This window comes from Demequina lignilytica, assembly GCF_030418375.1.
GTDB lineage: Bacteria > Actinomycetota > Actinomycetes > Actinomycetales > Demequinaceae > Demequina > Demequina lignilytica.
The window spans coordinates 590,315-616,391 of sequence record NZ_JAUHPZ010000001.1; the positions used below are offsets into that span (position 1 = coordinate 590,315).

Annotated in this window: 28 protein-coding genes; 10 read left to right on the top strand and 18 right to left on the bottom strand. The window is 72.6% G+C overall.

What is annotated here, in order from left to right; translation table 11 throughout:
• The first annotated feature begins 108 nt into the window (after positions 1-108).
• The 5 genes from QQX13_RS02625 to QQX13_RS02645 are packed head-to-tail and all read left to right on the top strand — an operon-like array spanning position 109 to position 3,643.
• On the top strand, positions 109-1,041 hold the full coding sequence (locus QQX13_RS02625) for a metal ABC transporter substrate-binding protein (protein ID WP_301152427.1): 933 nt from the start codon (positions 109-111) through the stop codon (positions 1,039-1,041).
• Complete coding sequence (locus tag QQX13_RS02630) at positions 1,034-1,861, top strand: metal ABC transporter ATP-binding protein (RefSeq protein ID WP_301120355.1); 828 nt, start codon at positions 1,034-1,036, stop codon at positions 1,859-1,861. The genes QQX13_RS02625 and QQX13_RS02630 overlap by 8 nt, the downstream gene beginning before the upstream one ends.
• Positions 1,858-2,694: a metal ABC transporter permease gene (locus QQX13_RS02635; RefSeq protein WP_301120353.1), complete on the top strand. Its 837-nt coding sequence runs from the start codon at positions 1,858-1,860 to the stop codon at positions 2,692-2,694. The genes QQX13_RS02630 and QQX13_RS02635 overlap by 4 nt, the downstream gene beginning before the upstream one ends.
• Positions 2,691-3,107, top strand: coding sequence for a Fur family transcriptional regulator (locus QQX13_RS02640; protein WP_301152428.1), 417 nt, complete (start codon positions 2,691-2,693; stop codon positions 3,105-3,107). The genes QQX13_RS02635 and QQX13_RS02640 overlap by 4 nt, the downstream gene beginning before the upstream one ends.
• A complete protein-coding gene (locus tag QQX13_RS02645; RefSeq protein ID WP_301152429.1) occupies positions 3,107-3,643 on the top strand; it encodes a DedA family protein in 537 nt (178 codons plus the stop codon). Before QQX13_RS02640 ends, QQX13_RS02645 begins: the two co-directional genes overlap by 1 nt.
• 154 nt (positions 3,644-3,797) lie before the next feature.
• Here the strand turns inward: QQX13_RS02645 and QQX13_RS02650 are convergent, their stop codons facing one another.
• From QQX13_RS02650 to QQX13_RS02670, 5 genes are all read right to left on the bottom strand, one after another.
• Positions 3,798-4,685, bottom strand: coding sequence for a fructose bisphosphate aldolase (locus QQX13_RS02650; RefSeq protein ID WP_301152431.1), 888 nt, complete (start codon positions 4,683-4,685; stop codon positions 3,798-3,800).
• Positions 4,686-4,790: 105 nt separating this feature from the next.
• A complete protein-coding gene (locus tag QQX13_RS02655) occupies positions 4,791-5,549 on the bottom strand; it encodes an isoprenyl transferase (protein ID WP_436968547.1) in 759 nt (252 codons plus the stop codon).
• A gap of 10 nt (positions 5,550-5,559) precedes the next feature.
• Entirely contained in the window at positions 5,560-6,234 is a 675-nt protein-coding gene (locus QQX13_RS02660; protein ID WP_301152433.1) for an HAD family hydrolase, read from the bottom strand.
• 71 nt (positions 6,235-6,305) lie between these two features.
• Positions 6,306-7,052: a DNA repair protein RecO gene (recO, locus tag QQX13_RS02665; protein ID WP_301120343.1), complete on the bottom strand. Its 747-nt coding sequence runs from the start codon at positions 7,050-7,052 to the stop codon at positions 6,306-6,308.
• Positions 7,053-7,103: 51 nt separating this feature from the next.
• Positions 7,104-7,775 (bottom strand): TetR/AcrR family transcriptional regulator, encoded by a 672-nt coding sequence (locus QQX13_RS02670; protein ID WP_301152434.1) that lies wholly within the window; start codon positions 7,773-7,775, stop codon positions 7,104-7,106.
• A 111-nt stretch (positions 7,776-7,886) separates the two neighbouring features.
• Here QQX13_RS02670 and QQX13_RS02675 point away from each other — a divergent pair, with 111 nt between their 5' ends.
• Positions 7,887-8,975, top strand: coding sequence for an NAD(P)-dependent alcohol dehydrogenase (locus QQX13_RS02675; RefSeq protein ID WP_301152435.1), 1,089 nt, complete (start codon positions 7,887-7,889; stop codon positions 8,973-8,975).
• A 40-nt stretch (positions 8,976-9,015) separates the two neighbouring features.
• Complete coding sequence (locus QQX13_RS02680; RefSeq protein WP_301120333.1) at positions 9,016-9,759, top strand: DUF4386 domain-containing protein; 744 nt, start codon at positions 9,016-9,018, stop codon at positions 9,757-9,759.
• A 55-nt stretch (positions 9,760-9,814) separates the two neighbouring features.
• On the opposite strand, the gene QQX13_RS02685 is transcribed toward QQX13_RS02680, so the two are convergent.
• A complete protein-coding gene (locus tag QQX13_RS02685) occupies positions 9,815-10,345 on the bottom strand; it encodes a hypothetical protein (RefSeq protein WP_301120331.1) in 531 nt (176 codons plus the stop codon).
• Positions 10,342-12,105 carry a 2-isopropylmalate synthase gene (leuA, locus tag QQX13_RS02690; protein WP_301152437.1) on the bottom strand — a complete coding sequence of 588 codons (1,764 nt, stop codon included), beginning with the start codon at positions 12,103-12,105 and terminating at the stop codon, positions 10,342-10,344. Before leuA ends, QQX13_RS02685 begins: the two co-directional genes overlap by 4 nt.
• A gap of 256 nt (positions 12,106-12,361) precedes the next feature.
• Here leuA and QQX13_RS02695 point away from each other — a divergent pair, with 256 nt between their 5' ends.
• Positions 12,362-12,517, top strand: a complete 156-nt coding sequence (locus tag QQX13_RS02695) for a hypothetical protein (RefSeq protein WP_301120327.1) — start codon at positions 12,362-12,364, stop codon at positions 12,515-12,517.
• Positions 12,518-12,597: 80 nt separating this feature from the next.
• Here the strand turns inward: QQX13_RS02695 and era are convergent, their stop codons facing one another.
• Genes era through hrcA form a run of 8 tightly spaced genes read right to left on the bottom strand, consistent with a single transcriptional unit; the run spans position 12,598 to position 19,542 of the window.
• Positions 12,598-13,497 (bottom strand): GTPase Era, encoded by a 900-nt coding sequence (era, locus tag QQX13_RS02700; protein ID WP_301120325.1) that lies wholly within the window; start codon positions 13,495-13,497, stop codon positions 12,598-12,600.
• A complete protein-coding gene (locus tag QQX13_RS02705; RefSeq protein ID WP_301152439.1) occupies positions 13,490-14,806 on the bottom strand; it encodes a hemolysin family protein in 1,317 nt (438 codons plus the stop codon). The genes era and QQX13_RS02705 overlap by 8 nt, the downstream gene beginning before the upstream one ends.
• A gap of 4 nt (positions 14,807-14,810) precedes the next feature.
• Complete coding sequence (gene ybeY, locus QQX13_RS02710) at positions 14,811-15,266, bottom strand: rRNA maturation RNase YbeY (RefSeq protein ID WP_301120321.1); 456 nt, start codon at positions 15,264-15,266, stop codon at positions 14,811-14,813.
• A complete protein-coding gene (locus QQX13_RS02715; RefSeq protein ID WP_301120549.1) occupies positions 15,267-16,262 on the bottom strand; it encodes a PhoH family protein in 996 nt (331 codons plus the stop codon). It abuts the gene before it with no gap.
• A gap of 38 nt (positions 16,263-16,300) precedes the next feature.
• Positions 16,301-16,636, bottom strand: coding sequence for an HIT domain-containing protein (locus tag QQX13_RS02720; protein ID WP_301120319.1), 336 nt, complete (start codon positions 16,634-16,636; stop codon positions 16,301-16,303).
• Positions 16,633-17,394: a 16S rRNA (uracil(1498)-N(3))-methyltransferase gene (locus tag QQX13_RS02725; protein ID WP_301120317.1), complete on the bottom strand. Its 762-nt coding sequence runs from the start codon at positions 17,392-17,394 to the stop codon at positions 16,633-16,635. The genes QQX13_RS02720 and QQX13_RS02725 overlap by 4 nt, the downstream gene beginning before the upstream one ends.
• 3 nt (positions 17,395-17,397) lie before the next feature.
• Entirely contained in the window at positions 17,398-18,534 is a 1,137-nt protein-coding gene (gene dnaJ / locus QQX13_RS02730) for a molecular chaperone DnaJ (protein ID WP_301152441.1), read from the bottom strand.
• A complete protein-coding gene (gene hrcA / locus QQX13_RS02735; protein ID WP_301120313.1) occupies positions 18,535-19,542 on the bottom strand; it encodes a heat-inducible transcriptional repressor HrcA in 1,008 nt (335 codons plus the stop codon).
• A 206-nt stretch (positions 19,543-19,748) separates the two neighbouring features.
• Here hrcA and QQX13_RS02740 point away from each other — a divergent pair, with 206 nt between their 5' ends.
• On the top strand, positions 19,749-20,126 hold the full coding sequence (locus QQX13_RS02740) for a DUF4870 domain-containing protein (RefSeq protein WP_301120311.1): 378 nt from the start codon (positions 19,749-19,751) through the stop codon (positions 20,124-20,126).
• A gap of 83 nt (positions 20,127-20,209) precedes the next feature.
• Positions 20,210-20,665, top strand: a complete 456-nt coding sequence (locus QQX13_RS02745; protein WP_301120309.1) for a DUF4870 domain-containing protein — start codon at positions 20,210-20,212, stop codon at positions 20,663-20,665.
• A 73-nt stretch (positions 20,666-20,738) separates the two neighbouring features.
• Here the strand turns inward: QQX13_RS02745 and QQX13_RS02750 are convergent, their stop codons facing one another.
• From QQX13_RS02750 to lepA, 3 genes are all read right to left on the bottom strand, one after another.
• A complete protein-coding gene (locus QQX13_RS02750; RefSeq protein ID WP_301152443.1) occupies positions 20,739-22,757 on the bottom strand; it encodes an acyltransferase family protein in 2,019 nt (672 codons plus the stop codon).
• A gap of 133 nt (positions 22,758-22,890) precedes the next feature.
• On the bottom strand, positions 22,891-24,078 hold the full coding sequence (hemW, locus tag QQX13_RS02755) for a radical SAM family heme chaperone HemW (protein WP_301120305.1): 1,188 nt from the start codon (positions 24,076-24,078) through the stop codon (positions 22,891-22,893).
• Between the two features lie 40 nt (positions 24,079-24,118).
• Positions 24,119-25,972: a translation elongation factor 4 gene (gene lepA / locus QQX13_RS02760; RefSeq protein WP_301120303.1), complete on the bottom strand. Its 1,854-nt coding sequence runs from the start codon at positions 25,970-25,972 to the stop codon at positions 24,119-24,121.
• Positions 25,973-26,077: the final 105 nt, after the last annotated feature.

Sequence of the window (26,077 nt, forward strand, 5' to 3'; positions counted from 1 at the left end):
GCGCGAGGAGGGACGATGCGGGCCCGGCGCCCGCGTGCGGGCGCCGCCAGGCGGTCGGGACGATCGTCCTTATTGCGAACGATTATCAATTGCACTACAGTGATGCTCATGAACAAGACGTCCGCGCTGATCGCCGCCGCCGCAGCCTCCTCCCTCGCCCTGACCGCCTGCTCCTCGGGCACCTCGGGCACCTCCGCATCGTCCGACGCCTCGTCGGCGTCGCTCACGGTCGCGACCGCGTTCTACCCGCTGGAGTTCGTGGCCGAGCAGGTGGGCGGCGACCTGGTGTCGCTCGTGTCCATGACGCCCGCGGGCGTGGAGCCTCACGACGTGGAGCTGTCCCCCGCGACCGTCCGCCAGCTGGGCACCGCGGACCTCGCGCTGTACCTGTCCGAGTTCCAACCCGCCGTCGACGACGCGATCTCGACCACCGGCGTCGAGGCGCTCGATGCGGCCGCCGTGGTCGAGCTGCACGAGGCCGAGGAGCACGACCACGAGGAGGAGGGCGAGGATGAGCACGACCACGGCTCCGAGGACCCGCACTTCTGGCTCGACCCGACGCTTCTCGCGGCCTACGGCGACTCGGTGGGCGAGGCCTTCGCAGCCGCCGATCCCGACAACGCCGAGACCTACACGGCGAACGCCGCCGCGTTGCACGCCGCCCTCGACGAGCTCGACGGCCAGTTCTCGAGCGGCCTCGCCCAGTGCGAGCGCGACACGATCGTCACGAGCCACGAGGCGTTCGGGTACCTGGCCGAGGCGTACGGGCTCCACCAGGAGGGCATCGCCGGGCTCGACCCGGAGAACGAGCCCTCGCCCGCCCGCATCCTCGAGCTGAAGGACATCATCGTCGAGACGGGCGCGACCACCATCTTCACCGAGGACGCTGTCAGCGCCTCCGTCGCGGAGGCCCTCGCCTCGGACGTCGGCGTCGAGACCACCGTGCTCAGCCCCGTGGAGACGGTGGCCGACGGCGACGACTACATTGCTGTCATGACCAGGAACCTCGCGGCGCTGGAGGACGCGCTGAGCTGTGAGTGATCCCTCCCTGCACGCGGACGTCCCGCCCTCGCTGGTCGAGGCGCGGGACGTGCGCGTCTCCCTGCAGGGCACGGAGATCCTCCATGGCGTCTCGCTGCGCGCGTCGGCGGGCGAGGTCGTCGCGCTCATGGGCGGCAACGGCTCCGGGAAGTCGACGTTCGTGCGCGGCATCGTCGGCGCCGTGCCGATCGCGTCGGGCGCGATCGATCTGTTCGGCAGCCCCGCCGCCCCGCTGACCCGCGCGCGGCTCGGCTACGTGCCGCAACGCATCACGGCCGCCGGCGGTGTCTCCGCCACCGCGATCGAGGTCGTGACCTCGGGCCTGCTCGGGGCGCGCGAGACCGCCGGCCGCACCGGGTCGCGGCTCCGTGGCCTGGTGCCGCCTCACGACGCGCGAGCGCGCGCCCGCGCCGCCCTCGCCTCGATGGGCGTCGAGGACCTCGCGAAGCGCGACGTGTCGCGCCTGTCGGGCGGCCAGCAGCAGCGCGTGCTGATCGCCCGAGCCCTGGTGCGCGAGCCGCGCCTGCTGATCCTCGACGAGCCGATGGCGGGCGTCGACCTGCAGTCGCAGGTCGCCTTCGCCCACACCCTGGGCCACCTCAAGGAGGACGGCGTCGGGATCCTCGTGGTCCTCCACGAGCTCGGCGCGCTCGCACGGCACATCGACCGCGCCGTGGTGCTCGAGCAGGGCTGCGTGACCTACGACGGCGTCCCGCCCAAGGACCTGGGCGTGCACGCGCTCCCCGGCCACGACCATGAGCACCCGCACACCGACCCGCCCGTCCGCGAGGGCGGCTCGCTCGGATTGGAGGGGCCGTGAACCTTCTCGCGGAGCCGCTGATCCAGCGCATGCTCATCGTCGGCCTGCTCGTCGGCATGGCGGCACCCGTCATGGGCACCTACCTGGTGCAGCGCCGCATGGCGCTGCTCGGCGACGGCATCGGCCACGTGGCGCTCGCGGGCGTCGCGGCGGGATGGCTCGCCGGCGCCGCCTTCGACCTCGCGCGGCAGGACGCGCTGGCCATCCCCGGCGCCGTCGTGTTCGCGATCATCGGAGCCGTGGTCATCGAGCGCATGCGCTCGCGAGGAACGGCCGCGGACATCGTCATGGCGATCCTGTTCTACGGCGGCATCGCGAGCGGTGTGCTGCTGATCGGGCTCGCCGGCGGATCCAACGCCAACCTGCTCGGCTACCTGTTCGGGTCGATCTCGACCGTGACCTGGGGCGACGTGTGGATGAGCGCCGGCCTCGCGGCGCTGATCCTGGTCGTGGGCCTCGGGCTGCGCGCGGCGCTGTTCACGGTCACCCATGACCAGGAGTTCGCGCGCTCGACGGGGCTGCCGGTCGACGCGCTGAACATGGTGGTCGCGGTGCTCGCGGCCGTCACCATCACGGTGGCGATGCGCGTGGTCGGCGTGCTGCTCGTCAGCGCGCTCATGATCGTGCCGGTCGCGATCGCGCAGCTGCTGACGCGATCCTTCGCGCGCACCATGCACGTCGCCATGGGCCTCGGCGCGGCCCTGACACTCACCGGGATCTGGATCACCGTCTTCCAGGACATCCAGCCGGGCTCGCTGATCGTCGTCATCGGGGTGGTCGTCTACGTGGTGGTCGCGCTGATCACCTCGCTGCTGAAGGGGTCCCGACGATGAGCGGCGACGCGGCCCCACGGCCCCGCATGACCCGCCAGCGCCTCGAGATCCTCGACGCGCTCGACACGCGGGACTTCCGCTCCGCCCAGGCGTGGCACGAGCGGCTGCGGGCCGACGGCTCGACCGTGGGCCTCGCGACGGTCTACCGGACGCTGCAGGCGCTCGCCGAGACGAGCGACGTCGACTCCGTCGTGTCCGAGTCCGGCGAGATCCTGTACCGCCGCTGCGAGGCCGGCGAGGAGCACCACCATCACCTCCGCTGCCGCGTGTGCGGCAAGGCCGTCGAGATCGACGTGCCCGCGTTCGAGGAGTTCGCCCATCGGATCGGAGCCGACCACGGGTACGGGGAGATCCGGCACACGATCGAGCTGACGGGCGTCTGCCCGGAGTGCGCCGCCGCGGGCCGGGGCTGATGGCCGGCGTCCCCTCGTTCGTGCTCGACGGCCCCTGGTGGGGCCTGTTCGTGTTCCTCTGCGGCGTGGTCTTCCTCCGCACCCAGGCGACGTACTGGGTGGCCCGCTGGGCGCGCACCGGGGCCGACGCGGTCGCGGACCGTGCGGAGGAGCACAGCAGCCCCCGCGCGCGCCTCGCGCGCCGGTTCTCGGGACCCGGGATGGAGCGGGCGCGCGAGTTCATCGAGCGCTGGGGCTTCCTCGCGATCCCCGTGTCCTTCCTCACGGTCGGGTTCCAGACCATGGTCAACGCGACGGCCGGCTACACGCGCATGCGCTGGGACCTCTACACGCTGGCCATGATCCCCGGGTGCTTCGCGTGGGCGACCGTGTACACGCTCGTCCTGCTCGGGCTGTGGGAGGCGTGGGTGCGCAGCCCGTGGCTGCTCGCAGCGGCGGTGCTCCTGATCGTGGCAGCCGCGTTCGGGCTCAACCGGTGGCGGCGGAGCCGCCGCCCCGCCGCGCCCGCCGACCCCACGTCGCCCTACGCGTTCTGACCGCACCGCGCCGCACCGCGCCGCACCGCGCCGCACTGCGAAATGGCGGATCGGTGCACGAAACCTCGCGGTTTCGTGCACCGATCCGCCATTGGGGCGCGGGAAGGCGCGGGGGCATGGGGGCGTGGGAGGCGCGGCGCGAGCGGCCGCGCCCTCAGGTGATCGACGCCCGGTAGATCGCCTCGATCGACGCATCGAGGGCCGCGTCGAACTCCTCCGCCGACTGGTCGACGCTGAGCCCCTCCAGGAGCGCGCGGCTGAAGCTGGCGATCAGCCCGGGGTTGCGCGCCAGCCTCTCGACCGCCTCCGCCCGGCTGTACCCGCCGGACAGCGCGACCACCCGCGCGATGCTCGGGTGCTCGGTCAGCTCCGTGTAGTAACCGTCCACGATCGGGATGGTGAGCTTGAGCGCGACCTTCCGGTCGCCGAGCGCGTCGAGGTGGCGCCGCAGCGCGGACTTCAGGACCTCCTCGGTCCGTCGGCGATCCGGCGCGTCGATGCCGATCTCCGGCTCGATGATCGGCACCAGCCCCGCCGCGAGCACACGCTCCGCGACCTCGAACTGCTGTGCGACCACGCTCCGGACCCCGTCGTCGGTGCCCGCGCCGATGACCGAGCGCTCCTTGGTGCCGAACACGCCGCGCGCCGCGGCGTCGGCCAGCGTCGCGTCCAGACCCGGGATGTCCTTCATGAGCCGGACGCCGTCCTGCTCGTCCTCGAGGCCCTTGTCGATCTTGAGGAAGGACAGGATCCCCTTCTCCCGCCACAGGTAGTCGACCACGGGCATCCCGGCGACCGTCCTGTCGACGGTGCCCTGGAACAGGATCGCGCCGAGGATCCGGTCCGAGTCGAAGACCGGGCTGGTCATGACGCGCGTGCGCGCGGTGTGGATGAGGTCGAACATCTGCGCCTCGTCGGCGTAGTGCGACTCGTCGATGCCGTAGGCGCGCAGCGCCCGCGGCGTGCTGCCGCCGCTCTGATCGAGCGCGGCGATGAACCCGCGGCCCGTCGCGAAGCGGGCCATCTTCTCTGCATCCGGCATGGCGATCATCTCCTTCGACAACCGTGCGCGGGGACCCACCTCCAGCCTAGGAAGGTCGGGCCCGCGCGGCGACCGGAGGGACGATGCGCGGGCGCGCGGGGCGCGTCAGGCGGCGCCGAAGCGGCGGTTGCGACGGGCGTACTCCTCGATCGCCGCCCACAGGTGCGTGCGGTCCACGTCGGGCCACAGCACGTCGCTGAACACGTACTCGGCGTAGGCGGCCTGCCACGGCAGGAAGTTGCTCGACCGCTGCTCGCCGCTCGAGCGCCAGAACAGGTCGACGTCCGGCATGTCCGGCTCGTCGAGGTGGGCCGCGAGGGTCTTCTCGGTCACCTTCGACGGGTCCAGCTCCCCCGCCGCCACCTTCACCGCGATGGCTCGCGCGGCGTCCGCGATCTCGGCTCGACCCCCGTAGTTGACGCACATCGTGAGCGTGAGGACCGTGTTGTCCTGCGTCATCTCCTCGGCCTTCTCGAGCTCGGTGATGACGGAGCGCCACAGCCTGGGTCGGCGCCCGGCCCAGCGCACGCGGACGCCCCACGAGTGCATCTCGTCGCGGCGGCGGCGGATGACGTCGCGGTTGAAGCCCATGAGGAAGCGCACCTCCTCGGGGCTGCGCTTCCAGTTCTCGGTGCTGAACGCGTAGGCGCTGATGTGGCCGACGCCGGCCTCGATCGCGCCCGCGACGACGTCGAGCAGAGCGGCCTCGCCGCGCTCGTGGCCCGCGGTGCGCGGGAGCCCGCGCTCCTTGGCCCAGCGCCCGTTGCCGTCCATCACCACGGCCACGTGCCGCGGCACCGCGTCCCGGGGCAGATCGGGCGGGGTCGCGCCCGAGGGGTGGGCGAAGGGCGGCTGCGGCGTCACGACTGCCAGCCTAGTGGCCGGCCCCGGGCGCCCCGGCGGCCTCCGCCCACGCGACGATGCCGTCGTACAGCTCGGGCAGCGTCGCCGCCGCGAGCGTCGCGCGGTCCGCCCAGGACTCCCAGGTCGTGCCCACGATCGCGGTCGCGGCGCCGAGCGCGATCGCCGGCTCGAGGTCGTTGACGTAGACGTCGCCCACGCTCATCACGGGTCCGCCCTCGAGCTCGGCGGCGATGACGGCCGTGAGCCCCGCGGGCTTGCGTGCCGAGCAGACACGGCGGGTGATCGCGGTCGCCTCGAGCACCTCGAGCGCCTCCGTGATCCGGATGTCCGGCGAGTTGGTCACCAGCAGGAGGTCCGCATGGGCGGCGAGCCTTTCGAGGAACGCGCCGAGACCAGCGGGAGCCTCGATGGGCGCCCGCCCGGTCGCCAGGTGCTCGCGGCTCGCACGATAGCCCGCCTCGAGCGCCGCGCCGTCCGCACCGTGCGCGAGGGCGACCCGGCGGACCGCGTCGTAGCCGTCGATCACCGTGGCGTCCCCCGCCTCGAAGCGGGCGAGCGCGGCGCGCGACTCGACCGCGATCTCGGGCACGCCCGCCGCGTCCGCCACGCCCTGGGCGTACGCGTGCAGCGGGCCGTCGCCGAGGGCGATGGTGCCGTCGAAGTCGAAGATCACGGTGGGGCGCATCGGTTCCTCTCCCGTCGCCCGGTGCGGCGACGGGTCAAGCGTACGGGCTGGCAGAAGGCGTCGGGCGTGGGTCAGCCGACCTGCGGCTCGGACCGGTCGACCAGCGGCAGCGACCGGATCCGGCGCTCCAGGTGGAACTGCGAGTAGGCGGCCGTGAGGCCCGCGGCCTCGCGCCGGTGGCGGCCGTCGGAGGCGTCCGCGACCGCCCAGTCGCCCTCGAGGAGGGAGGCGAGGAGCCGCATCGTCTCCTCCGCTGGTGCGGCGGAGCCCGACGGACGGCACTCCTCGCACGCGGCACCGCCCTCCGCGATCGCGAACGCGCGATGCGGTCCGGGGCGGCCGCAGCTGGCGCACTCGTCGAAGCTGGGCGCGTAACCGGCGATCGCCAGGGACCGCAGCAGGAACGAGTCGAGCAGCATGCCCGGGTCATGCTCGCGGCGGCTGAGCGCACCGAGCGCGCCGTGCAGCAGCCGGTACTGCTGGTGCGCGGGCTCCTTCTCGTGGTCGACCAGCTTGTCCGCGGTCTCGACCATCGCGGTCGCGGCGGTGTAGAGGGCGTAGTCGACGGCGATGCGGCGGGCGTACGGCTCGCGCGTCTCGACCTGGCTGACGATGTCGAGGTTGCGGCCCTCGTACAGCTGCACGTCGACCAGCATGAACGGCTCCATGCGGGAGCCGATGCGGCTGGTGGTGCGCCGCACCCCCTTGGCGACCGCGCGCACCTTGCCGTGGTGGCGCGTCAGCAGCGTGACGATGCGGTCCGCCTCCCCCAGCTTGTGGGTGCGGAGGACGATCGCGTCGTCTCGGTACAGGGGCACCGGGCCATTGTCCCCCGGCCGGGACCGCGGGAGGGGCAGGCGCGGCGTCGGTCAGGCGTCGGCGCCGGGCCCCCGCGCCGCCTCGAGCCCGTCGAGGATGATGCCGAGCCCGACCTCGAAGGACGAGCCGAACGAGTAGCCCGGCTGCATCACGTGGTCGACGGTGAGGCGGACCAGCTGCGGGTAGGCCTCGGCGTCGAAGGCGGCCGCGATCTCCTCGGCCACGTCCGCCATCCCCTCACCGCCCTGCGCCGGCAGGGTCGCCTCCTCGAGCGCGAAGCCGAAGACGAAGCTGTCGAGGATCGCGTACGCGTGCGCCATCAGCGGCAGCGGCAGACCGCCGCGGTCGAGGGTCGCGAGCATCGACTCGTGATGGCGGAGCAGCTCGGGACCCGGCGTGCTGCGGGACTCGAGCAGCGGAACCGACCACGGGTGGCGCACCAGGACCTCGCGCGTGGACTGGCAGCGCCGGATGATCGCCTCGCGCCACGGAAGGTCCTCCGGCGGCGCCACCATCTCCGCGAAGATCCGGTCGACCATGAGGTCGAGCAGCGCCTCCTTGCCGGCGACGTGGTGGTACAGCGTCATGGGCTTCGTGCCCAGATGGTCGGCGAGCGCCCGGATGGTGAGCGCCTCGATCCCGTCGCGGTCGGCGAGCTCGATCGCGGCCGTCGCGATGCGCTCGGGAGTGAGCCTGACCTTGCGAACCACCTGCTCAGACACCGTTCTGCTCCGAATCTCCCCCGCGGGGGTTGCGCGTCGTACTTAGTACGTCTACAGTCGAGCCTATCACTCGTACTAAGTACGAATGATCACGACACGGGGAGGAACACCATGACCGCCAGCACCACCGCCCAGGCCGCAGCCGCCGCCTCGGCCGCCACCATCGCCGCCGCCGCTTCCGCGAGCGACGCATCGCCCAGCACCGCGACCGCCACCATGCAGGCCGCCGTTCAGCGCCGCTACGCCGGCCCCGAGGAGATCTGCGTCGACACCGTCCCGGTGCCGCAGCCCGGCGACGGCGAGGTCCTCATCGAGGTTCACGCCGCGGGCGTCGACCGCGGGGTGTGGCACCTCGCCACGGGCCGCCCGCTCGTCATCCGCGCCATCGGCTTCGGCCTGCGCCGGCCCAAGCAGCCGGTCCAGGGCTCCGACGTCGCGGGCGTGGTCACCGCCGTGGGCGCCGGGGTCACCCGGTTCGCCGTGGGCGACGAGGTGTTCGGCACCGCCGACGGCTCGTTCGCGCAGTTCGCGATCGCCAAGGCCGACCGTCTGGCCGTGAAGCCCGACGCCGCGGACTTCACCGGGGCGGGCGCCATGCCCGTCTCCGCCGTCACCGCGCTGCAGGCCGTCGAGGACTGCGCCGGGGTCGAGGCCGGCCAGCGCGTGCTGGTCCTCGGCGCGTCCGGCGGGGTCGGCTCGTTCGCGGTGCAGCTCGCCGTCGCGGCGGGCGCCCACGTGACGGGCGTCGCCAGCGCCGCCAAGGCGGACCTGGTCCGCGGGCTCGGAGCGGAGCGCGTGATCGACTACCGGACCACCGAGGTGACCGCGCTCGACGAGTCCTTCGACGTGATCATCGACGCCGGCAGCCTCACCTCGCTGCGCCGCCTGCGTCGCATCCTGTCCCCCACCGGCACGCTGGTCATGGTCGGCGGGGAGGGCGGCGACGCCCTCGTGGGCGGCGCTGGCCGCACCCTGTGGGCGCCGCTGGTCTCGCTCTTCACCTCGCAGCGGCTGATGGGATTCGTGTCCGCCACCACCACGGAGCGCCTCGAGCGCGTGAGGGACCTGGTCGACGACGGTGCCATCCGCGCCGCGGTCAGCCGCGCCTACCCGCTCGACCGCGCCGCCGACGCCGTCACCGACCTGGCCGCTGGCCGCGTCGCCGGCAAGGCCGTCGTCATCGTCCGTGACGCCCGCTGAGCGCGCCCGACACCGCATCGTCCCGACAGGAGAATCCGACATGACCATCCGCACCGACCTCTCGCCCCGATCCGCCGCACGCCTCGCAGGCCTCGGCTACATCGCGATCGTGCTCCTCGCCATGGGCGCGAACTTCCTGGTCCGCAACCAGCTGGTCGTCCCCGACGACCCGGCCGCGACCATGGCGAACATCGCCGAGAACGCGACCACCTTCCGTCTCGGGATCGCGGGCTTCGCCGCGATCGCGATGATCGACATCGGCATCGCCTGGGCGCTGCACGTCCTGCTGCGCTCCACCGGGGAGCGGCGCTCGCTGCTCGCCGCCTGGCTCCGCCTGGCGTACACCGTGGCGTTCATCCCCGCCATCACCTTCATGCACCTCGCGCTCCAGCTGGCGACCGGCGGCGACCTGGTCGCCGGGCTCGACGCCGGCCAGCGCGAGGCCTGGACCGGGCTCGCGATGGAGGCCTTCGACGTGACGTGGCTGCTCGCGCTGGTCGCGTTCGGCCTGCACCTGATGGTCCTCGGCCGCATCCTGGTCGCGTCACGCGTCGGACCGCGCGTGCTCGGCTACGGCCTCGGGATCGCCGGCGTCGCGTACGTCGCCGACACCTTCGCCCACCTCCTGCTCGCCAACTACGCCGACTTCGGCGGGGCGTTCCTCGCAATCGTCGCCACGGCGTCGATCGTGACCGAGGTGTGGTTCACCGTCTGGCTCCTCACGCGCGCCCCGCGCGCGGTGGCGGCCCTCCCCGGCCGGGAGCCGGACCTGGTCGCGGCCTGAGCCGCGTCCGCACCGCCCCGTCGTGCCCCTCCGGGCGCGGCGGGGCGGCCGCGCGTCAGGCGTCGACCAGCGAGGCCGGCTCGGAGAACAGCAGCACCTCGATCGGGGCGCCGGCGATCGCCTCCGCCACCTGCTCGTCCGTCGCGTCGTCCGGGAGGTCGGCCGTCATCGAGGCGGGATCGGTCACGGCGATCACCGCGGACACCACCGTGCCGTCAGTCAGGTCGCCGACCACGACCGCGCGGCAGGCGCTGCCCTCGGTCTCGGTGAGCGCATCGTCCCAGCACAGTGCGCTGGTCGCGTCGGTGCCCTCCTCGCCCGCGTCCTCCATCAGGAGGGCGAGGATCGCGTCCGCGGTCGCGACGAACCCGTCGTCGGGAGCCCCCGTCCAGCACGCGGTCTCGGAGCCCGCGGGCGGCGAGGCCACCACGTCGGCCATCTGCGCGGTCTCGGCGCAGTCGACGGCGCTCAGGTCGAGCGACGTGAGGTCCGGCAGCTCGACCGCAGGCGCGCCCGAGCACGCGGCGAGCGCGAGGGCCGTGACCCCCGCGCCCGCCGCCGCGATCAGGTGACGTGCGAGCGTCATCGGCCCTCGCGGTTCACCGCGGAGATGATCGCCTTGAGCGTCGCGGTGGTGATCGACGGGTCGATGCCGACGCCCCACAGGATGTCGTCGCCGATCTGGCACTCGACGTACGCGGCGGCCACGGCGTCGCCGCCGCCGCTCATCGCGTGCTCGTGGTAGTCGAGCACCTCGACCCGCACGCCGCGGGTGCCGAGCGCGGCGACGAAGGCCGCGACGGGGCCGTTGCCCGAGCCCTCGACCGTGACCGGCGCTCCCCCGTCGGTGACGTCCGCCGCGAGCGTGTCGGGGCCCGAGTCCGAGGATGTGGTGCGCGTGCCCACCAGGGAGAAGCGCCCCCACTGGAGCTCCGGGTCGGTCGCCGGCAGGTACTCGTCCTGGAAGATGGTCCACAGGCGCGCCGCGGTCATCTCCTCGCCCGTGGCGTCGGCCTCGCGCTGGACCACGCGGGAGAACTCGATCTGGAGCCGGCGCGGCAGGTCGAGATTGCGCTCCGTCTTGAGCAGGTACGCGACGCCGCCCTTGCCGGACTGCGAGTTCACGCGGATGACAGCCTCGTACGAGCGGCCCACGTCCTTGGGGTCGATCGGCAGGTACGGCACCGCCCAGACCAGGTCGTCGACCGCGACGCCCTGCTTCTCGGCCTTGCGCTCCATCGACTCGAGACCCTTCTTGATGGCGTCCTGGTGGGAGCCGGAGAAGGCGGTGAACACCAGGTCGCCGCCCCACGGGTGGCGCGGGTGGACGTCGATCTGGTTGCAGTACTCCACCGTGCGACGGATCGCGTCGATGTCGGAGAAGTCGATCTCGGGGTCGATGCCCTGGGAGAACAGGTTCATGCCGAGCGTCACCAGGTCGACGTTGCCCGTGCGCTCGCCGTTGCCGAACAGGCAGCCCTCGATGCGGTCGGCGCCCGCCAGATAGCCCAGCTCGGCCGCGGCGACCGCGGTGCCGCGGTCGTTGTGCGGGTGCAGGCTCAGCACCACGGAGTCGCGGTAGTCCAGGTGGCGGTTCATCCACTCGATCGAGTCGGCGTACACGTTCGGGGTCGCCATCTCGACCGTCGCCGGCAGGTTGATGATGACCTTGCGATCGGGCGTGGGCTTGAACACGTCCAGCACCGCGTTGCAGACGCGCACGGCGTACTCGAGCTCGGTGCCCGTGTAGGACTCGGGGCTGTACTCGTAGAAGACCTTGGTGTCGGGGATGGTCTCCTCGAACTTCTGGCACAGCATCGCGCCGTGGGTCGCGATGTCGACGATCTCGTCCTCGGTCGCCCGGAACACCACCTCGCGCTGCAGGATCGAGGTCGAGTTGTACAGGTGCACGATCGCCTGCTTGGCGCCGCGCAGCGACTCGTACGTGCGCTCGATCAGGTGCTCGCGCGCCTGGGTCAGCACCTGGATGGTGACGTCGTCGGGGATGCGGTCCTCGTCGATGAGCTGGCGGACGAAGTCGAAGTCGGTCTGGCTCGCGCTCGGGAAGCCCACCTCGATCTCCTTGTAGCCCATGCGGACCAGGAGGTCGAACATCCGCAGCTTGCGCTCCGCGTTCATGGGCTCGATGAGGGCCTGGTTGCCGTCGCGCAGGTCGACCGCGCACCAGCGCGGGGCCTTCGTGATGGTCGCGCCGGGCCACGTGCGGTCCGGGAGGTCCACCCGGATCTGCTCGCTGAACGGCACGTACTTGTGCAGGGGCATGGGGGACGCGGTCTGCTCCCCGCCGGTGTAGTGCGCGCTCTGCGCGGTGTGCTCGCTGGTCATGAGGGCTGTTCCTTAGGTCGGTCGCTGTCCTGAAGGCCGGCACACCAACCGCCGCGACGAGGATCCGGCCTGGATCAGGCCTCGTCGCGGCACAGAAGGAGCAGCGAGCGTGCACGCATGCGTCCACCATAGCCGACCGGGGACGATGCGGCGGTCGCGCGCGGACGGATCGCACCCGTTGACTTTCGTACTTAGTACGAATAAGGTGGAGTCCACCCATCGGTACTAAGTACGAAGAACGTCAGGGGAGAACACCATGACCACCATCGAGACCACCACCCAGCCCGCTGCCGCGAAGAAGGAGCTGCCCTTCTGGGCCGTGCCGGCGGTGCTCGCCACCCTCATGCTCAGCAGCGGCGGGTTCCTCCTGCTGCTCGCCCAGAGCCTCAAGATCCTGTCGTCGATCGGCTGACGCCCGCCGCGCCGACACCGACGCCCCGGTCACCCTCGCGGTGGCCGGGGCGTCGCGCGTCGTCCCCCTCCGGGACCGCCTCAGAAGCCGAGCCGGCCCAGCTGCTTGGGATCGCGCTGCCAGTCCTTGGCCACCTTGACGTGGAGGTCGAGGAACACGCGACGGCCGAGCAGATGCTCGATCCCCTGCCGCGCGGTCGCCCCCACCTCCTTGAGCCGCGATCCGCCCTTGCCGATGATGATGCCCTTCTGGCTCTCCCGCTCGACGAAGACGTGGGCGCGGATCTCCAGCACGTCGCGTCGCGCGTCCTCCGAGTCGGGCTCGACGATCTCCTCGATCACGACGGCGATCGAGTGCGGCAGCTCGTCCCGCACCCCCTCGAGCGCGGCCTCGCGGATCAGCTCGGCGATGCGGACGTCCTCGGGCTCATCCGTGATCTCGCCGCCGGGGTAGAGCGGGGGCCCCTCCGGCAGATGCCGCACCAGCACGTCGGTCAGCACGTCCATCTGGATGTCCGTGACGGAGCTGACCGGCACGATCTCGGCCCACTCCGCGAGCTCCGACACCGCGAGCAGGTGCTCGGCGACCCGCTCCCGCGGGACCTTGTCGACCTTGGTGACGATCGCGACCACGGGCGCCTTGGCCTCCGCGAGCTCGCGCGCGATCCACTTGTCGCCCGGCCCGATCTTCTCGTCCGCCGGCAGGCAGAAGCCGATCACGTCGACCTCGAAGAGCGTCTCGCGCACCAGGTCGTTGAGCCGCTCCCCCAGCAGCGTCCGGGGCCGATGCAGGCCGGGCGTGTCGACGATCACCAGCTGGGCGTCGTCCCGGTGGACGATCCCGCGGATCGCGCGGCGCGTGGTCTGCGGCCGGGAGGACATGATCGCCACCTTGTCCCCCACCAGCGCGTTCATCAGCGTCGACTTCCCCGCGTTGGGGCGTCCGACGAACGCGGCGAAGCCGCTCCGGTGCTCAGTCATCGTTGTCGTTCCTCCTGCCTCGGCGGCGGGGCACGGGCTCCGCCTCCTGCGTCTCATCCTCGCCCTCGACGGGGCGCTCGCGCTCGACGACGAGCGACACCAGGCGGCGCCGGCGTCCCTCGGCGCGCTCGGCGATCAGCACCAGGCCGTGTGCGCTCGCCTCCGAGCCGGGGATCGGGACCTTCCCCAGCGCCTTCGCCAGCAGCCCCGCGGCGGTCTCGACGTCCTCGTCATCGATCTCGACGTCGAACAGCTCACCCAGCGAGTCCAGGTCGTAGCGCGCCGGCACACGGTAGCGGCCGTCGCCCAGGTCCTCGACGTCCGGGGCGGAGCGATCGTGCTCGTCCACCACCTCGCCGACGATCTCCTCGAGCGCGTCCTCGATGGTGACCAGCCCGGCCACGCCGCCGTACTCGTCGACGACGATCGCCATGTGGAACACCTCGTCCTGCATGCGGCGCAGGAGGTCGTCCGCGGGCACGGACTCCGGCACGAACACCGGCTCGCGCACCAGCGCGTCGATCGGCTCCTCGAGCCTCGCGGGGTGGTCCCAGGTCCACCGCACCACGTCCTTGAGGTACAGCACGCCCACCGTGTCGTCCACGCCGTCGCCGATGACGGGCACCCGGGAGAAGCCCGACCGCATGAACAGGATCATCGCCTTGCGCGCCGTGGTGCCCGCGTGGATGGTGATCATGTCCGTGCGCGGCACCATCACCTCGCGCGTGAGCGTGTCGCCCAGCCCGACGACCGAGCGCAGCAGCTCTGCGTCCTCCTCCTCGAGCGCGTCCTCGGCCTGGTCCATGAGGTCCTCGGCCTCGCGCAGCTCGGGGTACTGCAGCGCCGGCACCACCGCGCGGATCGGGGTGGTCACCCAGATGAGGAACCACGCGAGCGGCGCGAGCGCGCGGAGCGTGTTCTCGGGGTGGGCGCGCGCGATCCCGCGCGGCACCGCGCGGACCACGAGCAGCGACACCGCCGCCCCGACGCCCGCGGCGGCGGTCACGGTCGGGATCCAGCCCCAGTCCACGTCCTCCGCCAGCTCCCACGCGACGAAGGCCCAGCTCACCAGGGCGACCGCCTCGGCGATCGCGTACACGACCGACGAGGCGTTGTCGGCCTGATCCGGCAGGGCCGCGAGCCGTGCCGCCGCGGTGGGACGTCCGTCGGGGCGGCGCGCGGCCTCGATCTCGCGCTCACGGGCGTAGGGCAGCTGCTCGAACGCCGCGACCACCGCGTGCATCACCGCCGCGGCCAGCGCCGCGATCACCACGATGCCGATCAGCGTGGCCCAGGGGAACGCCTCCATACGGTCAGGACGCGCGGCTGGCGAGGAAGGTGAGGAGCAGGTTTCGCTGGAGCGCGAACATCTCCTTCTCCTCCTCCGGCTCGACGTGGTCGTAGCCCAGCAGGTGCAGCAGGCCGTGGGTGGTGAGGAGCAGCATCTCCTCCTCCGCCGTATGGCCCGCGGTGGTCGCCTGCCGCGCCGCGACCGACGGGCACACGACGATGTCCCCGAGCAGGCCCGGCGGGGTCGGGCTCTCGGCGGTGCCCGGCCGCAGCTCGTCCATCGGGAAGCTCAGCACGTCGGTCGGGCCGGGCTCGTCCATCCACTGCACGTGGAGCTGCTCCATGGCCGGCTCGTCGACGAACAGGATCGCGAGCTCCGCACCCTCGGCGACGTGCATCTTCGCGAGCACGTAGCGGGCGAGCTCCGCGAACTCGACCTCGTCGATCGCGGCGTCGGTCTCGTTGTTGACCTCGATCACCTAGGACTCCTCCCGGTCGAAGCGGCGACGCTGGCCGGTCGGCCGCGACGGGCGGTCGCCGCGGGACTCGTCGTCCTGCGCGTACGCGGTGATGATGTCGCTCACCAGGCGGTGCCGGACCACGTCCTCGGCGCCCAGGTGGCAGAAGGCGATGTCCTCGACGCCGCGCAGGATCTCCGAGGCGGCCCGCAGCCCCGACCGGGTGCCGCCCGGCAGGTCCACCTGCGTGATGTCGCCGGTGACCACCATCGTCGCGCCGAAGCCCAGGCGGGTGAGGAACATCTTCATCTGCTCGCGCGTGGTGTTCTGCGCCTCGTCGAGGATGATGAAGGCGTCGTTGAGCGTGCGGCCGCGCATGTACGCGAGCGGCGCGACCTCGATGGTGCCGGACTCCATGAGCTTCGGGATCGACTCCGGGTCGACCATGTCGTGCAGCGCGTCGTAGAGCGGCCGCAGGTACGGGTCGATCTTGTCGGAGAGGGATCCCGGCAGGAAGCCGAGCCGCTCCCCCGCCTCGACGGCGGGCCGGGTCAGGACGATGCGGTTGACCCGCTTGCCCTGCAGCGCCGCGACGGCCTGCGCCATCGCGAGGTAGGTCTTGCCCGTGCCGGCGGGACCGATGCCGAACGTGATGGTGTGACGCTCGATCGCCTCGACATAGTCCGCCTGGCCCCGGGTCTTGGGCCGGATGGTCCGCCCGCGGGTCGACAGGATCGAGCGGGACAGCACGCCGGCGGGCCGCTCCTGAGGCGGTGCGGCGGGCGACGCCGCCGTGCCCTGGAGCATGCGCACGGACTCGCGCGCGACGTCGGCGGTCAGGGGCACGCCCGCACCCAGCACGTCCCGCAGCTCCGCGACGGCGCCCGCGGCGGCGTCGACGGCGTCGGGATCGCCGGTCAGCGTGATGCGGTTGCCGCGCACGGCGAAGTCGACGTCCGGGTAGGCGCGCTCGACCTCGCGCAGCACGCCGTCCCCCGAGCCGAGGAGCTCCGGCATGCGTGCCGCGTCCTCGACCTCGACCACCCGGGTGACGCTCACTCGCTCCACCCGAGCGAGCCGCCGTTCATCACGTGCCCGTGCACGTGGAAGACCGTCTGACCGGCGGACGGGCCGGTGTTGAAGATCCAGCGGAACTCGCCGCCGCTCTCCGCGTCCGCCACCTGCTGCGCCACGATCGCCATCTCCGCGAGGATCTCGGGGATCTCCCGGGCGGCGGCCGCCACGTTCGGGACGTGCGTCTTCGGGGCGACCAGCACGTGCAGCGGCGCCTTGGGCGCGATGTCGCGGAACGCGACCACGTTGTCGGTCTCGACCACCACGTCCGCGGGGATGCCGCCGGCCACGATGGTGCAGAAGATGCAGTCGCTCATGCTCCCAGCGTATTCCACGTGCCGCGGCACGCCGCGAGCGCGGCGAACGCGGCCGGGCCGGCCGACGAGGCGCGCAGCACGTGCGGGCCGAGCAGGACCGGCTCGGCGCCCGCCTCGGTCAGCGCGGCGACCTCGGCGTCGGAGATCCCGCCCTCCGGGCCGACGATGCACCACACGCCCTGGCCCGCGTCGTCCCAGGTGAGGGCCGTGAGGGGGGCCGCGGACTCCTCGTGGAGCACCAGCACCCGCTCCCCCGCCGCGACGGCGTCGCGCACCAGGCCCGCGAGCTGCCGCGTGGTGGCCACCGGCGCCACCGCGGGCACGGTCGCACGGCGGCTCTGCTTCGCGGCGGCGCGGGCCAGGGACTCCCACTGCCCGCGCGCCTTGTCCGCCTTGGCCCCGCGCCACTGGACGATGCTGCGGTCGGCGGCCCAGGGCACGATCCGGGTCGCGCCGAGCTCGGTGGCGGCCTCGAGCGCCTGCTCGTCGCGGCCTCCCTTGGCGAGCGCCTGGACCAGGGTCAGCGGCGGGTCGTCGTCGCGCGAGACGGCCTCGACCCGGATGGCGAGGCTGCGGTCGCCCGTGGACACGATGGGCCCCCGGGCGCGAAGGCCGGCGCCGTCGACCAGGTCGACCACCTCGCCGACGCGTCTGCGCTGGACCGTGACCGCGTGCCGCGCCTCGTCGCCGTCGAGCTCCAGCACGTCCCCGACCGCCGCGAAGGCCGCGGCGGGCGCGAGGAATACCGGCGCGCTCACGTCCTAGCCGCGCCCCATGAACGCGTCCTTGAGGCGGGAGAACACGCCGCCGCCGATCGGCGCGAGGCGCGCCTCGGGAGCCTCCTCGCCGCGCAGGGCCGCGAGCTGGCGCAGCAGCTCCGCCTGCTCGTCGGTCAGCTCGGTGGGCGTGGTGACGTCGAGGTGCACGAACAGGTCGCCGCGGCCCTGGCGCTGGAGGCGCCCGACGCCCAGGCCGCGGAGCCGCACGGTCGAGCCCGCATGCGTGCCGGCCTTGACGTCGACCTCCTGCGGCCCGTCGAACGTGTCCACCGTCAGCACGGTGCCCAGCGCCGCCGCGGTCATCGGGACCTCGAGCGTGCAGTGCAGGTCGTCCCCGCGGCGCTCGAACACCTTGTCCGCGCGCTCGCGGATCTCGATGTACAGGTCGCCCTTGGGGCCGCCCGCCACGCCGGCGTCGCCACGGCTGGTCATGCGGATCCGCGTGCCCGTCTCGACGCCCGCCGGGATGTCGACCTTGACGGTGTGGCGCGAGTGGGTGCGCCCCTGCCCCGAGCAGTCCGCGCAGGGCGACTCGATGGTCGAGCCGTAGCCGCCGCAGGTCGGGCAGGGCGCGGTGGTCATGACCTGGCCCAGCAGGGACCGCGCGATGCGCTGCACCGAGCCGGTGCCGTTGCACTGGCGGCAGGTCTGCGGCTGGGTGCCGGGCGCGCAGCAGCTGCCGTGGCACGTGCCGCACACGTCGGCGAGGTCCACCTGGATCTCGCGGGTGATGCCGAAGACGGCCTCCTCGAGCGTGACATCCGCGTGCACCAGGGTGTCGCCGCCGCGCTGCGTGCGGGACGCGGGCCCGCGCTGCTGCTGGCCGAACGGGCTCGCGCCGCCGCCGAAGAACGTCTCGAAGATGTCCTCGAAGCCGAAGCCCTGGGCGCCGCCTGCGGCGCCGGACGCGGACCGGGGGTCCACGCCGCGGTCGTACTGCGCTCGCTTGTCGGCGTTGCCCAGCACGTCGTAGGCCGCGGCGACCTCCTTGAAGCGCTCCTCGCCCTCCGCGCCGGCGACGTCGGGGTGCAGCTCGCGCGCGAGCTTCCGGTACGCCTTCTTGATCTCCGCCTCGGATGCGTCCCGTGGGACGCCGAGGACGCCGTAGTAGTCCTTCACCTAGAGCTCCACCACTCTCGACAGATAGCGGGCGACGGCGCGGACCGCGGCCATCGTCCCTGGGTAGTCCATTCGTGTCGGCCCGAGCGCTCCCACCAGGGAGAGCGTGTCGCGCCCGTAGTTCGCGGCGACGATCGACGTGCTGCGCAGCGCCTCGTGGTGAGTCTCGGCGCCGATGCGGACCGAGACATCGTCCCCCTGGTCGGCCATCTCGTGCAACAGCCGCAGCAGCAGCACCTGCTCCTCGAGCGCGTCGAGGACCGGGGCGATGGTGTCCGCCTCGAGGCCCGAGCCCGCTCGCGCCAGGTTCGAGGTGCCCGCGAACATCACGCGCTCGACGGTGCCGGCACGGGTCGCTCCGACGACCACGTCCGCAAGCGTGGCCGCCCACGGGACCTGGCCCGGCTGCGCCGCCCAGGCGCCGAGCGCGGTCGCGAGCGTCGCGCCGCTGAGGCCCTGACCGACCTCGTTGACCTCGCGCACGGCCCTCTCGAACGCCTCGTCCGCGGTCGCCTCGCCGAGCGGGATGGTCTGCTGCTCGACGCGCGCGTCGGCCGAGACCACCACCACGAGCGCCCGCTCGAGGCCGAGCCGCACGAGCTCGACCCGGCGCACGGCCGACTCCCGCAGCGACGGGTACTGGACGACCGCGACCTGGCGGGTCAGCTGGCTGAGCAGGCGCACCGAGCGCTCGACCACGTCGTTGAGGTCGACCGCGTCGGACAGGAAGGTGGCGATCGCGCGCTTGTGCGGGTCGGGGATCGCGGAGGCGGCGAGGTGGTCGACGAAGGACCGGTAGCCGGCATCGGTCGGGATGCGGCCCGCCGACGTATGAGGCTGGGCGATCAGCCCCTCCTCCTCGAGGATCGCCATGTCGTTGCGGATGGTCGCGGAGGAGACGCCCAGGCCCTTGGAGTCCGCGAGCGCCTTGGAGCCAACGGGCTCGTGCGTGGCGACGTAGTCCTCGACGATCGCGCGGAGCACGGCCTGCCGACGTTCCTCGCTCACGCTCGCCTCCTCCGCGCTCTCCCCACCATCCCGTGGGACCAGCCCCGCGGCTGGCACTCTCCGTGGTCGAGTGCCAATAGTAACGCGCGCTCGGGGGGCGGTCGCCGGGCACGCCACGCGGCGCGCGAAACGTGGGCAGGTGCTGACGTACGGGCGGCTTCTGTGTAGATTGCGAGCGTCCGTTCCGCACTCACCTTGGAGGAACCATGACCGACTACCCGCCGCCGCCTCAGGCGCCTCAGCCGCCCGCCGCGCAGCCCCTGTCCGAGTCCGACGAGAAGCTCTGGTCGATCATCGCGCACGTCGGCGTGATCCTGTTCGGGATCATCCCGCCGCTGGTGGTCTGGCTGGTCTTCCGCGACCGGTCCGCGTTCGTGAACGAGGAGGCCAAGGAGGCGCTGAACTGGTCGATCCTCGCGACCATCGGGTACGTCGTCGGCTTCATCACCACGTTCCTGCTCATCGGCTTCCTGATCCTCGCCGTGGTCGGCATCGCCGTGCTCGTCTTCGGCATCATGGCCGCCGTCAAGGTCAGCTCGGGTGAGCACTACCGCTATCCGCTCAACTGGCGCATCGTGAAGTAGGGGTCGCACCCCGACGAAGATCAGGGCCCCGCTCCCCCTCCGGGTGGATGCGGGGCCCTGGCGTCTGTTGGGACGCTGGGAGCATGAACGACACCGACCAGACCCCGGGCTCCCCGCAGCCCGAGCCCGCGCCCGCCGCGGGCGCCGTCCCTCCCTACGCCGCCCCGGCCCCGATGCTCGAGCGCGACGCCCGCACCATGGCCATGCTGGTGCACATCATCGCCGCCGCGGCGATGGTCCTCTCGGCCGGCACGCTCGCCTTCCTGGTGCCGCTGGTGATGTGGCTCGTGTACCGCGAGCGCAGCGCCCTGATCGACCACCACGGCCGGCTCAATCTGAACCTCCAGCTCACCATGCTCGCCGTGATCGTGGGCGGCGTGATCCTCGGGCTCGTGACCATCGGGCTCGGCTTCATCGTCACCATCCCGCTCATGATCGTCTACGGCATCTACGCGCTGGTGATGTCGATCATCGCGGGAGTCCAGGCGAACAACGGCGAGTACTCGCGGATCCCGCTGGTGATCCCGTTCGTGCGCTGACGTCCGCCGCTCGGTGCCCCGCCCCCGCTCGGGTGGCGGGGCACCGTCGCGTCCCGGTCCCGACTCGGGTGGCTCAGAGCGCGGCGGCGCGCTCGAGCGCGTCCTCGATGACGCTCACGAAGAGCTCGACGCCGCCGGCGCGCGGGTGGATGCCGTCCGGGCCCAGGACCGATGTGTCCTGCGCGACGGCCGCGTTCCAGTCCGCAAGCACCACCGTGGGGTGCGCCTCCGCCGCGGCGCGCAGGTCCGCCACAGCGCCGGGGATCCATGACCGGTCGCCGTACGGCGTGACGAGCACGACCGGCCGTTCGCCGGCCGCCGCGAGGAGCCGCTCGAGGTTCTCCGCGCCGACCCTCCCGTTGGTGCCCAGCGCCACCACGAGGTAGTCGCGGAGCCGGTCCTCACCCGCGAGCCGCGCGACCTGGTCGACGCCCGTGGCGAACTGCTTGCCCACCTCCGCGGTGATGCGGATGCCGGGCAGCGCCTCCGCGAGCGCTCCCGCCGACCCGACCGTGACCGAATCGCCGATCACCTGGACGCGGGCGCCGTCCGGCACCTCCACGACGGGGGCCGGCGTGGGGGACGATGCGCCGCTCGCGGGAGACGATGCGCCGCTCGAGGGGGACGGGGCGGCAACGGCCGTCGACGCGGCGGTCGGCGTGGCCGCCGGCGCCGCGGACGCCGAGGTCTCCGCCGCCACCTTCGCGCCCTCGTCGAGCTGCGTCTCGAGGGTGGTCTGCTCGGGTGCCTCGGCGACGGCTGACGCGGCGAGCGCGAGGACCGCCGCCACCGTGCCGCCGAACACGGCGGCGCGGCGCCTGCGCGCGGCCTGGAGGCTCGACCGGTCGTGCTCGACGGGGTAGAGCCAGTCGACGAGCCCGCGGAGCGCGGCGCGGAACCCGCGCCTGCGCACGGGCACCTCGAGCCAGCGGTAGCAGGCGGCCGAGACGGCGACGGTGATGACGCTCGCGAGCACGAGCGTCGGCCACGAGGCGTCGCGGAGGCGACCGCCGTCGATGCCGGTCGCCAGGATCACGAAGACCGGCCAGTGCCAGAGGTAGATGCCGTACGAACGCTCGCCGATCCAGCGCAGCGGGCCGGCGTCGAGGGCACGTCCGGTCGCCGGCACCGTGACGAGCGCGACGATCACGGCGGCGGTCGCGACCGAGGCGAGCAGCAGCCCGCCGCGGTACGGCAGCGCCGTGTCCCACGGCATCAGCGCCGCGAGGGCGGCGATCGCCAGCGCCCCGCCGAACCCGGCCGCGAGCGCCGGCCGGCGACCGGGCCACCACGCCGGCCGCGTGCCCTGCCGGCTCGCGTTCCACCAGAACGCCAGCGCCGCGCCGATCATGAGGCCGAACGCGTGGGTGTCCGTGCCCACGTAGACGCGCGTCGGATCGCTGCCGAGGTCGAGGAGCAGCGCCATCGCGCCCGCCGACCCGAGCGCCAGGGCCGCCGCGCCGTAGGCCGCCTTGCGCACGGCGAGACCGGCACCGATCACGCCGACCACGACCAGCGGCCACACCAGGTAGAACTGCTCCTCGACCGCGAGCGACCACAGGTTGCCGAACAGGTGCGGCGAGCTGGCGGCGGCGTAGCTCTGCTCCGTGAGCACCGTCAGCCAGTTGCTGGTGAAGGTGGCGGCGGCGGCGATCTGCGCCCCGACGCCCACGAGCAGATCGCTCCACAGCGACCCCTGCGCGGAGGCGCCTCCGATGCGATCGATCCCGAGAGCGACCGCCACCGCCGCGACGCACACGACCACGACGGCGGCGAGCGCCGGCAGCAGCCGGCGGGCACGATGACGCCAGAACCTGCGCAGCGAGACGCCGCCGGTCGCGTCGCGCTCCGCCAGGAGGATGGTCGTGATGAGGAAGCCCGAGAGGACGAAGAAGACGTCGACGCCGAGGTAGCCGCCCGGCAGCGGCACCGGTGCGAAGTGGTACAGGACCACCAGCAGCACGGCGATCGCGCGCAGGCCGTCGAGACCCGCGATCCGCCCCGTCCGGGCGATGCGGGTCTCCGAGGTGCGCGGCAGGTCCCGCGTGGCCGGCTGACTGATGATGCGATCCCCGGCGGCCCGGGCGGCCACCGCTCCTTCCCTGGCGGTCAGGATAGGCAGGAGCGCGGCGCGTCCCGGGGAGGCTGGCGAACCGCGACGTCCCGTCGGCGAGTCGTTCCGGACAAATCGCCCCCACGCATGGTGGCGGCGGCGTCCGCCCCGCTCAGAAGGCGAGCGCGCGGACGGCGAGGTCCGCGAGGAGGCGCCCGCGGCGGGTCAGCCGGAGGGTGCCGGCGACGGCCGCCGCGCCGTCGAGCAGGCCGTCCGCGACGAGCCGCGCGACGGCCTCCGGACGGTCGGCGACCTCGGCGGCGTCGACCCCCTCGGACAGGCGCAGCCGCAGCATCACCCTCTCGAGGCGGAGGTCGTCCGCGCCCAGCTCCTCGCCGTCGGCCTCGGGGCTCTCGCCCGCGCCCAGCCGGGCGGCGTACGCCCGCGGGTGCTTGACGTTCCACCAGCGCCTCGCCGGGACCTCCGCCCCGTCGGCGCCGATGCGCGGACCCAGGTAGGAGTGCGCGCCCGGGCCGACGCCCCACCAGTCCTGGCTGCGCCAGTACGCGACGTTGTGGCGGCACCGCTGGTCCGGGCTCCGGGCCCAGTTCGAGACCTCGTACCAGGCGTAGCCCGCCCGCGACAGCAGCGTGTCGGCGAGCTCGTACATCTCGGCCTGGGTGTCGGGGTCCGTCGGCTGGACCTCGCCGCGGCGCAGCTGCCCGCCCATGCGGGTGCCCGGCTCGATGACCAGCGCGTACGCGCTCACGTGGTCGGGCTCGAGCGCGATCGCCGCCTCGAGGCTCGCGCGCCAGTCGGACAGGCTCTCCCCCGGGGTGCCGTAGATGAGGTCGAGGCTGACGGCCAGCCCCGCCTCGCGGGCCATCGCCACCGCCCGCGCGACGTTCGCGGGGTTGTGGGTGCGGTCGAGCGTCGCCAGCACGTGCGGCACGGCGGACTGCATGCCGAGGCTCACCCGCGTGAACCCGGCGCGCGCGAGCGCCTGCAGGGACTCCCGCGACACCGAGTCGGGGTTCGCCTCGGTGGTCACCTCCGCGTCGGCGGCCAGCCCCCAGGTGCCGCGCACCGCCTCGAGCAGCGTGGTGAGCGCGGCGGAGTCGAGCATCGTCGGGGTGCCGCCGCCGAAGAACACCGTGCGGACCGTGCGGTCGTCGCCCTGCATCGTCCGGCGGGCCAGCGCCATCTCCTCGAGCGCCGCCTCGACGTAGCCCTCTCGGGTGGCACCCTCGACCTCACCCGGGGCGTACGTGTTGAAGTCGCAGTAGCCGCAGCGGACGGCGCAGAACGGGACGTGGATGTAGATGCCGAGGTCCCGGCGCGCGCCGACGAGGGTGGTCACACGGCCAGACTAGGGTCTACCAGCGCCGAGGCGCCCGCCGTCACTTCTTCTTGCCCTTGTCGGAGCCGTCGTCGGCGGTCGACAGCGCCGCGATGAACGCCTCCGGGGGCACCTCGACCGAGCCGATGTTCTTCATCCGCTTCTTGCCCGCCTTCTGCTTCTCGAGCAGCTTGCGCTTGCGCGAGATGTCACCGCCGTAGCACTTGGCGAGCACATCCTTGCGGATCGCACGGATGGTCTCGCGCGCGATCACGCGGGAGCCGATCGCGGCCTGGATCGGGATCTCGAACTGCTGGCGGTCGATGAGGCCCTTGAGCTTGCCCACCATCATGACGCCGTAGCTGTACGCCTTGTCCTTGTGGACCACGGCGGAGAACGCGTCGACCTGCTCGCCCTGGAGCAGGATGTCCACCTTCACCAGATCGGCGGACTGGTCGCCGGCGGGCTCGTAGTCGAGCGACCCGTAGCCGCGCGTGCGCGACTTCAGCTGGTCGAAGAAGTCGAAGACCACCTCGGCGAGCGGCAGCGTGTAGTGCATCTCCACCCGCGTCTCGCTCAGGTAGTTCATGGTGCCCATGATCCCGCGGCGCTCCTGGCACAGCTCCATCACGGTGCCGATGAACTCGCTCGGCACCAGGATCGACGCCTTCACCACGGGCTCGCGCACCTGGGCGATCTTGCCGCCGGGGAACTCGGACGGGTTGGTGACGACGTGGACCTTGCCGTCCTCCATCTCGACCTCGTAGACCACGTTGGGCGCGGTCGAGATGAGGTCGAGCCCGAACTCCCGCTCGAGGCGGTCGCGGACGATCTCGAGGTGGAGCAGCCCCAGGTACCCGCAGCGGAAGCCGAAGCCGAGCGCCACGGAGCTCTCCGGCTCGTAGACCAGCGAGGCGTCGTTGAGCTGGAGCTTGTCGAGCGCGTCGCGCAGCACGGGGAAGTCGGAGCCGTCCACCGGGAACAGGCCGGAGTACACCATCGGCCTCGGGTCGCGGTAGCCGCCGAGCGACTGCTGGGCGCGACGGCCCGCGAGGGTGACGGTGTCGCCCACCTTGGACTGGCGCACGTCCTTCACGCCGGTGATGAGGTAGCCCACCTCGCCCACGCCCAGGCCCTTGGTGGGGATCGGCTCGGGGCTGATGACCCCGATCTCGAGCAGGTCGTGGGTCGCGAGCGTCGACATCATCGCGATCTTCTCGCGCGGCTTGAGCGAGCCGTCGACCACGCGCACGTAGGTCACCACGCCGCGGTAGGTGTCGTAGACCGAGTCGAAGATCATCGCGCGGGTCGGCGCCTCGGCGTCGCCGACCGGCGCCGGGATGTCGCGGACCACGCGGTCGAGCAGCTCGGGCACGCCCGCGCCGGTCTTGCCCGACACCCGCAGCACGTCGTCGACGTCGCAGCCGATCAGCTGCGCGAGCTCGGCGGCGTAGCGCTCGGGGTCGGCGGACGGCAGGTCGATCTTGTTCAGCACCGGGATGATCGTGAGGTCGTTCTCCATCGCCAGGTACAGGTTCGCCAGGGTCTGCGCCTCGATGCCCTGGGCGGCGTCGACCAGCAGGATCGCGCCCTCGCACGCCGCGAGCGAGCGCGACACCTCGTAGGTGAAGTCCACGTGCCCCGGGGTGTCGATCATGTTGAGCGCGTAGGGCTCGCCCTCGACCTCCCACGGCATGCGGACGGCCTGCGACTTGATGGTGATGCCGCGCTCTCGCTCGATGTCCATGCGGTCGAGGTACTGCGCCTTCATCTGCCGCGGCTCGACCACGCCCGTGAGCTGCAGCATGCGGTCCGCGAGGGTCGACTTGCCGTGGTCGATGTGCGCGATGATGCAGAAGTTGCGGATGAGCGCCGGCGTCGTCGAGGCAGGCTCGATGCGGGGGTCTCCAGACACGGTGATGGTGTTCCTCGGCTCGGACGGTGGGCGGACAAGACCTCCATGGTCCCACGAACTGCGGGCCGAGCGCCGCCCCGGGATTCATGTGACGCACATCACTGC